Here is a 7,169-nt window from a genome sequence, read left to right on the forward strand (position 1 = left end):
GTCATGAAAAGCCGCGCAGTATACCCGCCCGGCCGCGCGCCCGCTTCAAGACCGCCGGCACAGCCGCTACACTCGCAGGCCGTTCAACAGACGCACCGGAAGCCCTGCCCATGCCCAGCCCCACCGCCCCCCTGGACCTGCTCCTGCTCCCCGAATGGATAGTCCCGGTGGAGCCGGCCGGCGTGGTGCTGCGCGAGCATGCGCTGGGCATCCGCGACGGGCGCATCGCCCTGCTCGCCCCGCGCCAGCAGGCCCTGGCCGTGCCGGCCCGCGAGCGCCGCGAGCTGCCCGGCATGCTGCTCGCCCCCGGCCTGGTCAACGCCCACGGCCACGCGGCGATGAGCCTGTTCCGCGGCCTGGCCGACGACCTGCCGCTGATGACCTGGCTGCAGGAGCACATCTGGCCGGCCGAGGCGAAATGGGTCAGCGAGGAGTTCGTCCGCGACGGCAGCGAGCTGGCCATCGCCGAGCAACTGCAGGGCGGCGTCACCGCCTTCTCCGACATGTACTTCTTCCCCGAGGTGGCCAGCGAGGTGGTGCACCGCGCCGGCGTGCGCGCGCAGATCACCATCCCGGTGCTCAACTTCCCGGTGCCCGGCGCCCACGACACCGACGAGGCGCTGCGCCGCGGCCTCGAGCTGTTCGCCGACCTGCGCCACCACCCGCGCATCAAGGTGGCCTTCGGCCCGCACGCGCCCTACACGGTCAGCGACGACCGCCTGGAGCGGGTGCGGGTGCTCGCCGAGCAGCTCGACGCCGGCATCCACATGCACGTCCACGAGACCGCCTTCGAGGTGCAGCAGGCCCTCGAGCTGTCCGGCGAGCGGCCCATGGCCCGCCTGGCGCGCCTCGGCCTGCTCGGCCCGCGCTTCCAGGCCGTGCACATGACCCAGATCGACGACGCCGACCTCGCCCTGCTGGTGCAACACAATGCCAGCGTGATCCACTGCCCGGAGTCCAACCTCAAGCTGGCCAGCGGCTTCTGCCCGGTCGAGCGCCTGTGGCAGGCCGGCGTCAACGTCGCCGTCGGCACCGACGGCGCGGCCAGCAACAACGACCTCGACCTGCTCGGCGAGACGCGCACCGCGGCGCTGCTGGCCAAGGCGGTGGCCGGTTCGGCCACCGCGCTGGATGCCCACCGCGCCCTGCGCATGGCCACCCTCAACGGCGCCCGGGCGCTGGGCATCGACGACGAGTGCGGCTCGCTGGAGGCCGGCAAGAGCGCCGACCTGGTGGCCTTCGACCTCTCCCGCCTGGCCCAGCAGCCGGTCTACGATCCGGTGTCGCAGCTGGTCTACGCCAGCGGCCGCGACTGCGTGCGCCACGTCTGGGTCGGCGGCAAGGCGCTGCTCGAGGACGGCCGCCTGACCCGCCTCGACGAGGACGAGCTGCACGCCAAGGCGCGCGCCTGGGGCCGGCGCATCGCCGGGGCGTGAGGAACAAGGTGCGCCATGCGCAGCGCGCTCCTCTTGTGGTGCGCACGGCGCACCCTAAGCAAGGCCGCCCGCCCCCAATCCGCCCAAAAACTGGCAAGATAGACGGCTGAGCATCCAGCCTTGCCAACGGAACCACGTCATGAGCAACGTCGACCACGCCGAAATCGCCAAGTTCGAGGCCCTCGCCCATCGCTGGTGGGACCGCGAGAGCGAGTTCAAGCCGCTGCACGAGATCAACCCGCTGCGGGTCAACTGGATCGACGAGCGGGTCGGCCTGGCCGGCAAGCGCGTGCTCGACGTCGGCTGCGGCGGCGGCATTCTCAGCGAGTCGATGGCCCTGCGCGGCGCAAGCGTGACCGCCATCGACATGGGCGAGGCACCACTCGCGGTGGCGCGCCTGCACCAGCTCGAATCCGGCGTGCAGGTCGACTACCGGCAGAGCACCGCCGAGGCGCTGGCCGCCGAGCTGCCCGGCCAGTTCGACGTGGTCACCTGCCTGGAGATGCTCGAGCACGTGCCCGATCCGGCCTCGGTGATCCAGGCCTGCCAGCGCCTGGTCAAGCCCGGCGGCCAGGTGTTCTTCTCCACCATCAACCGCAACCCCAAGGCCTACCTGCTGGCCATCGTCGGCGCCGAGTACCTGCTGAAGATGCTGCCGCGCGGCACCCACGACTTCCGCAAGTTCATCCGCCCCTCCGAGTTGGGCGCCTGGTGCCGCGACAGCGGCTTGGCGGTGCAGGACATCGTCGGCCTGACCTACAACCCGCTGAGCAAGACCTACAAGCTGGGCAGCGACGTGGACGTCAACTACATGATCCAGACCCTGCGCGAGGAGTGAGCGGCATGCGTCTACGCGCGGTTCTGTTCGACATGGACGGCACGCTGGTCGACAGCGCGCCGGACTTCATCGCCGTGTGCCAGGCCATGCGCGCCGTGCGCGGCCTGCCCGCCCTGGAACCGCAGCGCATCCGCGACCAGGTGTCCGGCGGCGCGCGGGCCATGGTCTGCGCCACCTTCGCGCTGGACCCGGAGCACCCCGAGTTCGACGCCCTGCGCCGCGAGTTCCTCGAGCGCTACCAGGAGCACTGCGCGGTGCTGACCCGCCCGTTCGACGGCATCCCCGAGCTGCTCGCCGACCTCGAGCGCGCGCGCCTGCGCTGGGGCGTGGCGACCAACAAGCCGCTGCACTACGCCGAGCCGATCATGCGCCAGCTGCAGCTGGCCGAGCGCGCCGCGGTGCTGGTCTGCCCCGAGCACGTCAAGCGCAGCAAGCCCGACCCGGAGATGCTCCTGCTGGCCTGCCAGCAGCTCGGCCTGGATCCGCGCGAAGTGCTCTACGTCGGCGACGACGCCCGCGACATCGAGGCCGGCCGCGCCGCCGGCACCCGCACGGTGGCGGTGCGCTACGGCTACATCCACCCCGACGACAACCCCGGCCACTGGGGCGCCGACCTGGTGGTCGACCATCCGCGCGAGCTGCGCGCGGCGCTCGACCGGGCGCTGTGCGGCTGCTGAACCGCCCGGCACGCGTTCGACTTCCGGCGCATAGCCGCTGCGTAGCGGCTGCGCCACACTCGAATGCAAACCCAGGGTCGGCTGGCGCAGCGTAACCCACCATTGCCGCGCCAGGCGGCACCTGCCGGTGCCGATGGCGGGTTACGCCGCAAGCGGCCAACCCACCCTGTGCCCGGCCCAGCGCGATTTCGATTCAACGAGGCTCTACCCATGTTCCAATATTCCGCCCGTCCCGACCTGCTCAAGGATCGGGTGATCCTGGTCACCGGCGCCGGCCGCGGCATCGGCGCCGCCGCCGCGCGCAGCTTCGCCGCCCACGGCGCCACGGTGATCCTGCTGGGCAAGACCATCGAACACCTCGAGGAGGTCTACGACCAGATCGAGCAGGCCGGCGGCCCGCAGCCGGCGATCTTCCCGTTCAACCTGGAAACCGCCCAGCCGCACCAGTACGACGAGCTGGCGGCGACCATCGAGCGCGAGTTCGGCCGCCTCGACGGCCTGCTGCACAACGCCGCGATCCTCGGCCCGCGCACGCCGATCGAGCAGTTCAGCGGCGACAACTTCATGCGCGTCATGCAGGTCAACGTCAACGCCACCTTCATGCTCACCAGCGTGCTGCTGCCGCTGCTCAGGCTGTCCAGCGACGCCTCGGTGGTGTTCACCTCCAGCAGCGTCGGGCGCAAGGGTCGCGCCTACTGGGGGGCCTATGCGGTGTCCAAGTTCGCCGTCGAGGGCATGATGCAGGTGCTCGCCGACGAGGTCGACGGCACCAGCGCGGTACGCGCCAACAGCGTCAACCCTGGCGCCACCCGCACCGGCATGCGCGCCCAGGCCTACCCGGGCGAGAACCCGCAGCAGAACCCGGCGCCCGAGGAGATCCTGCCGGTCTACCTGTACCTGATGGGACCGGACAGCGCCGGGGTCAACGGCCAGGCCTTCGACGCCCAGTAGCGCCTCCGGCTGCGGCCGCTGCGGCCGCAGCCTTCCCGGCGAGGCGCAGTCCGCCGCAAGCCGCGCGCCAGACGCCTCCCGCCTACCGCGACCTTGGTCGCAAGTGACTGACGGCGCAGCGCTTTGCTGCCACACTCTGGCCATCCTGCACTTTTCCGGAGCCGCCAGTTCCCATGTCGCTGTCCAGCGGGCTGATCGCCGCGGTCGCCCTCCTCTACATGGCCATCCTGTTCGCCATCGCCTTCTACGGCGACCGCCGGCAGACCAACGGGGTGACCCGCCCACGCCTGCGCGCCTGGGTCTACAGTCTGTCGCTGGCGGTTTACTGCACCAGCTGGACCTTCTTCGGCGCGGTCGGCCAGGCCACCGGCCAGCTGTGGTCGTTCGTGCCGATCTACCTCGGCCCGCTGCTGCTGCTGCTGTTCATGCCGCAGATGCTGGCCAAGATGATCCTGATCAGCAAGCAGGAGAACATCACCTCGATCGCCGACTTCATCGCCGCGCGCTACGGCAAGTCGCGCTCGCTGGCGATCATCGTCGCCCTGATCTGCCTGGTCGGCGTGCTGCCCTACATCGCCCTGCAGCTCAAGGGCATCGTCCTCGGCGTCAACCTGCTCACCGGCGCAGCGCCCAACGCCAACGGCATCGGCGCCCAGGACACCGCGCTGATCGTCTCGCTGGTGCTGGCGCTGTTCACCATCCTGTTCGGCACGCGCAACCTCGACGCCACCGAGCACCACCGCGGCATGGTGATGGCGGTGGCCTTCGAGTCGCTGGTCAAGCTGCTGGCCTTCCTCGCCGTCGGCGTGTTCGTCACCTGGGGGCTGTTCGGCGGCGTCGGCGACCTGCTGGAGCGGGCGCAGGCGGCCCCCGAGCTGGAGGAGTACTGGCGCCGCCCGGTGGACTGGACCGCCATGGTGGTGCAGACCGGGGTGGCGATGATGGCGATCATCTGCCTGCCGCGGCAGTTCCACGTCACCGTGGTGGAGAACATCGAGCCGCGCGACCTCAACCTGGCGCGCTGGGTATTTCCCCTGTACCTGGTGCTGGCGGCGCTGTTCGTGGTGCCGATCGCCCTCGCCGGGCAGCTGCTGCTGCCGGCCGGGTTCGAGCCCGACTCCTTCGTCATCAGCCTGCCGCTGGCCGAGCAGCATCCGAGCCTCGCCCTGCTGGCCTTCATCGGCGGCGCCTCGGCGGCCACCGGCATGGTCATTGTCGCCTCGGTGGCGCTGTCGACCATGATCTCCAACGACATGCTGCTGCCCTGGCTGCTGCGCCGGCACAGCGCCGAGCGGCCGTTCGAGGAGTTCCGCCACTGGCTGCTGTCGGTGCGGCGCATCGCCATCATCGTCCTGCTGCTGCTGGCCTACGTGATCTACCGGATGATGGGGCCGAAGATCAGCCTGGCCAGCATCGGCCAGATCGCCTTCGCCGCCGTCACCCAGCTCGGCCCGGCGATGTTCGGCGCGCTGTACTGGAAACAGGCCAACAGCCGCGGCGTGTTCGCCGGCCTGGCGGTCGGCGCGCTGCTGTGGTGCTACACCCTGCTGCTGCCGCTGGTGGCCAGCGGCATGGGCTGGTCGCTGGATATGCTGCCCGGCCAGCGCTGGCTGGCCGGCAACCCGCTGGGCCTGCCGATGGACCCGGTGACCCAGGGCACCCTGCTGTCGCTGCTCAGCAACTTCCTGGTGTTCGTGCTGGTCTCGCTGTTCTCGCGCACCCGCGTCTCCGAACACTGGCAGGCCAGCCGTTTCGTCGGCCAGGAGGCCTCGGTGCGGCCGATCCCGCGCCTGCTGCTGGCGGTGCAGGTCCAGGACCTGTTGATGCTGGCGGCACGCTTCGTCGGCGAGGAGCGCGCGCGGCAGAGCTTCATCCGCTTCGCCTACCGCCAGGGCAAGGGCTTCAGTCCCAACCAGACCGCCAGCGGCGAATGGATCGCCCACACCGAGCGCCTGCTCGCCGGTGTGCTCGGCGCCTCCTCGGCGCGCGCGGTGGTCAAGGCGGCCATCGAAGGCCGCGAGATGCAGGTCGAGGACGTGGTGCGCATCGTCGACGAGGCCTCCGAGGTCCTGCAGTTCAACCGCGCCCTGCTGCAGGGCGCGATCGAGAACATCTCCCAGGGCATCAGCGTGGTCGACCAGTCGCTGCGTCTGGTGGCCTGGAACCGCCGCTACCTGGAACTGTTCGAGTACCCCGAGGGGCTGATCAGCATCGGCCGGCCGATCGCCGACATCATCCGCTACAACGCCGAGCGCGGCCTGTGCGGCAAGGGCGACCCGGACATCCACGTCGCCAAGCGCCTGTACTGGATGCGCCAGGGTACCGCACACACCTCCGAGCGCACCTTCCCCAACGGCCGGGTGATCGAACTGGTCGGCAACCCGATGCCCGGCGGCGGCTTCGTCATGTCGTTCACCGACATCACCGCCCACCGCCAGGCCGAGGACGCGCTCAAGGAGGCCAACGAGAGCCTCGAGCAGCGCGTCGCCGAGCGCACCCAGGAGCTGTCCGCGCTCAACGAGCAGCTGTCCGAGGCCAAGGCCCGCGCCGAGGTCGCCAACCAGTCGAAGACCCGTTTCCTCGCCGCGGTCAGCCACGACCTGATGCAGCCGCTCAACGCCGCGCGGCTGTTCTCCGCCGCGCTGTCCCACCAGGAAGCGCTGCCCGGCGAGGTGCGCGAACTGGTGCAGCACCTCGACTCCTCGCTGCGCTCGGCCGAGGACCTGATCGCCGACCTGCTGGACATCTCGCGCCTGGAGAGCGGCCGCTTCACTCCCGAGCGCAGCGCCTTCGCCCTCGACACCCTGTACGACGCCCTCGGCGTGGAATTCCGCGCCCTGGCCCAGGAACAGGGTATCGACCTGCGCATCCGCGCCAGCAAGCAGCGCATCGACAGCGATCCGAAGCTGCTGCGCCGGGTACTGCAGAACTTCCTGACCAACGCCTTCCGCTACGCCAAGGGCAAGGTGCTGCTCGGCGTGCGCCGCGACGGCCGCCACCTGCGCCTGGAGGTGTGGGACCACGGCCCCGGCATCCCGGCCGACAAGCTCAAGGTGATCTTCGAGGAGTTCAAGCGCCTCGACAGCCACCAGACCCGCGCCGAGAAGGGCCTTGGCCTGGGCCTGGCGATCGCCGACGGCTTCTGCCAGGTGCTCGAGCACCGCATCGAGGTGCGCTCCTGGGTCGGCAAGGGCAGCGTGTTCAGCGTGCGCGTGCCGCTGGCCCGCGGCCGCGCCGTGCCGCAGGCGCGGCCGGCGGCACCGGCCA

General features: G+C 70.6%; 5 protein-coding genes. All 5 read left to right on the forward strand.

The window, feature by feature from the left end; translation table 11 throughout:
* Window positions 1-110: 110 nt before the first annotated feature.
* Window positions 111-1,436: a TRZ/ATZ family hydrolase gene (locus E5198_RS13865; protein WP_136490587.1), complete on the forward strand. Its 1,326-nt coding sequence runs from the start codon at window positions 111-113 to the stop codon at window positions 1,434-1,436.
* A 139-nt stretch (window positions 1,437-1,575) separates the two neighbouring features.
* The gene (gene ubiG / locus E5198_RS13870) at window positions 1,576-2,274 is read left to right on the forward strand and encodes a bifunctional 2-polyprenyl-6-hydroxyphenol methylase/3-demethylubiquinol 3-O-methyltransferase UbiG (RefSeq protein ID WP_136490588.1); all 699 of its coding nucleotides are present in this window, start codon (window positions 1,576-1,578) and stop codon (window positions 2,272-2,274) included.
* Window positions 2,275-2,279: 5 nt separating this feature from the next.
* Window positions 2,280-2,951 (forward strand): N-acetylmuramic acid 6-phosphate phosphatase MupP, encoded by a 672-nt coding sequence (gene mupP / locus E5198_RS13875; protein WP_136490589.1) that lies wholly within the window; start codon window positions 2,280-2,282, stop codon window positions 2,949-2,951.
* Between the two features lie 210 nt (window positions 2,952-3,161).
* A complete protein-coding gene (locus E5198_RS13880) occupies window positions 3,162-3,902 on the forward strand; it encodes a YciK family oxidoreductase (RefSeq protein WP_136490590.1) in 741 nt (246 codons plus the stop codon).
* A 173-nt stretch (window positions 3,903-4,075) separates the two neighbouring features.
* Window positions 4,076-7,169: PAS-domain containing protein (locus E5198_RS13885; RefSeq protein ID WP_136490591.1), on the forward strand; the 3,094-nt coding region annotated here is incomplete at its 3' end.

It is taken from the genome of Pseudomonas sp. A-1, assembly GCF_004801855.1.
Lineage (GTDB): Bacteria > Pseudomonadota > Gammaproteobacteria > Pseudomonadales > Pseudomonadaceae > Geopseudomonas.